2 protein-coding genes are annotated in these 2,618 nt (G+C 47.9%); both read left to right on the top strand.

The window, feature by feature from the left end:
• Nucleotides 1-2,393: PAS domain S-box protein (locus PHU49_17025; protein ID MDD5245712.1), on the top strand; the 2,393-nt coding region annotated here is incomplete at its 5' end.
• A 13-nt stretch (nucleotides 2,394-2,406) separates the two neighbouring features.
• Nucleotides 2,407-2,618, top strand: a 212-nt coding sequence (locus PHU49_17020; GenBank protein ID MDD5245711.1) for a response regulator transcription factor, incomplete at its 3' end; no start/stop codon positions are given.

The following is a 2,618-nucleotide window of genomic DNA, read 5'->3' as shown; positions in this document are numbered from 1 at the left end:
AGACAGCCGCAAAAGGCTCCGCCAAGCGGAAACCGGCCGAAGAATCTTCAATAAAGACAAAAACTTTGTTGGATAAAATCTTTGCCAGCATCAAATCCGGGGTTTTTGTAGTCGACGCAGCAACACGAAAAATTATTACAGTCAATATATCTACCAGGCATATTTTCGGTTATACGAGGGATGAAATAATAGGCCTTGATGTCGCGCTTCTGCATGTGGATACAGAACAGTTCAGAAAGTTTAGCGAGGAACTGCTCCCTGCCTTAAAAATAAATGGGATGTATAATGCGGAGTTTCCGCTGCGGCGTAAAGATGGATCTGTTTTTATCAGCGATCTCACCGTAACGGACCTCCAGGATGATTCAGGCCATCGCACGGGTTTTGTGTGTGCGGTTCGCGATATCACCGCCTTGAAGCAAGTACATGAGGAGCTTATAACCTCTGAAACCCGTTACCGCAGGCTCTTTGAGACAGCCCGTGACGGTATCCTGATCCTCAATGCAGACACGGGACAGATAGAAGATATAAACCCATTTCTGGCAGATATGCTGGGCTATACCAGGGAAGAATGCCTGGATAAAAAACTCTGGGACATAGGAGCCTTTCAAGACATCAAGACAAGCAAGTCAGTATTTGAGGAACTTCAGCGTACGGGGTATGTACGTTACGAAGATATGTCGCTTGTAACGAAGGATGGCCGGGATATCGCCGTGGAATTTGTCGGTCATATCTACACGGTTGATCATGCGAAAGTAATCCAGTGCACTATACGGAATATCACCGAGAGCAAAGAGGTGAAAAAATATCTCAAGCTTATGAATGAACGGTTTGCTTTGGCCACCCATGCATCCGGCATAGGCATCTGGGATTGGAATGTTTTTTCGAACACTTTGGTATGGGATGACAGAATGTTCGAGCTCTATGGTATTGCAAGGGATTCATTCCCTGATTGTGTTGAAGCCTGGCAAAATAGTCTGCATCCGGATGATCGGACAGAAGCGCTGGAGGCAAGCCAGAAGGCTCTCCGTGGAGAAAATGAATACGACACGGAATTCCGCATACTGACGCCGGACGGAGCCGTAAAATACATAAAGGCCTATGGCAAGGTTCTGAGAGACTCAAAAGACAGACCCCTGCGAATGATCGGAATCAACTATGACATAACAACGTTCCGGCAGGCTGAAAAGATGCTCAGGGAGAGTGAAGAACGCCATAGGTCTTATATCGACGTGACAGGGCAACTTGGATGGGTTACAAATGTTGACGGAGAGGTTGAGGGAGATATGCCTTCCTGGAGAAAGTATACCGGCCAGAATTATGAAGAGATTGTTGGCTTGGGATGGTCGAAAGCCCTTCACCCGGATGATCTTGAACATGCCTTGCAGGCATGGGCAAGAGCTCTTGCAACAAAAAAGGACTATGAGACCGAATACCGCGTACGAAGGCATGACGGGGTCTACCGACATTTCATGGCCCGTGGTGTTCCTGTAATTAGGGAAGACGGGAGCGTACGGGAATGGGTTGGTACCTGTATTGAAATTACCGAGCGCAAGCAGATGGAGGAGGAACTCAGGAAGTCACATGTGGAACTGGAAAGACGGGTTGAAGAACGGACTGCCCAATTGTCTGAATCGAACAGGCAACTCCAGAAGGAAATTACGAGATGTAAAATCATCGAAAATGAGCTGAATCAATCCCAGAAACGGCTGCGCTATCTCAGTGACCATTTACAGAGAGTCGGCGAAAAGGAGAGGGCGCTTCTCGCGCGTGAACTCCATGATGAATTGGGGCAGGTACTGACGGGTATGAAAATGGATGTATCGTGGATAGCGAAAAGATTGCCTGAAGATAATATGCTGGTGATGGAAAGGATACGCTCGTTGCTTGCGGTTATTGATAAGGTTATTAAGAACATACAAAGGATGTCAATGGAATTGAGACCCGTTGCCCTCGACGATTTCGGCCTCAACGAGGCAATCAGGATCATGATAAAGGATTTTGAAAAAAATACTGACATCGCCTTCACATTTATCCCGGAACCGCAGGATATGATCCTGGGAAGGGAGATAGCCACAGAGGTTTTCCGTATCTTTCAGGAGGGGGTTACCAACGTTGTCCGTCACGCTGACGCTCGAAATGTCACCGTATTCCTGCGGAAAAAAAGAGACAGGCTTGTTATGGAGATAAGGGATGACGGGAAAGGCATTGCAAAGAGTGAGATATTACATCCCCGGTCTATCGGAATAACAGGCATGCGCGAACGGGCGTATGCCATCAGGGGAGTCCTTGCAATAAAAGGCGTCCGTGATAAAGGGACAACCATCAGCCTGAGTGTCCCGCTCTATACGGAGACCCGGAAAGGCGGGCCGGCGCATATCAGAGCAAGGTCATAAAGAGGAATAATAAATGCACCGCATTATCATTGCCGATGACCACCCGGTCGTGCTCAAAGGTCTCAAGGAGATCATACAGGAAGGCTTTGACATGGTAGAGGTCGATGAAGCCGGGAGAGGGTATGAGCTGATAAATAAGATCCAGGCGAGTGATTACGATCTGGTCCTCCTCGATATCTCCCTTCCCGACATCAACGGGCTCGAGGTCCTTAAAGAGCTGAAAAA

It is taken from the genome of Syntrophorhabdaceae bacterium, assembly GCA_028713955.1.
In the GTDB taxonomy this organism is placed as follows: Bacteria; Desulfobacterota; Syntrophorhabdia; order Syntrophorhabdales; family Syntrophorhabdaceae; genus UBA5609.
The sequence above is the reverse complement of the archived record's forward strand: the minus strand, read 5'-3'. Positions and strand labels throughout refer to the sequence as shown.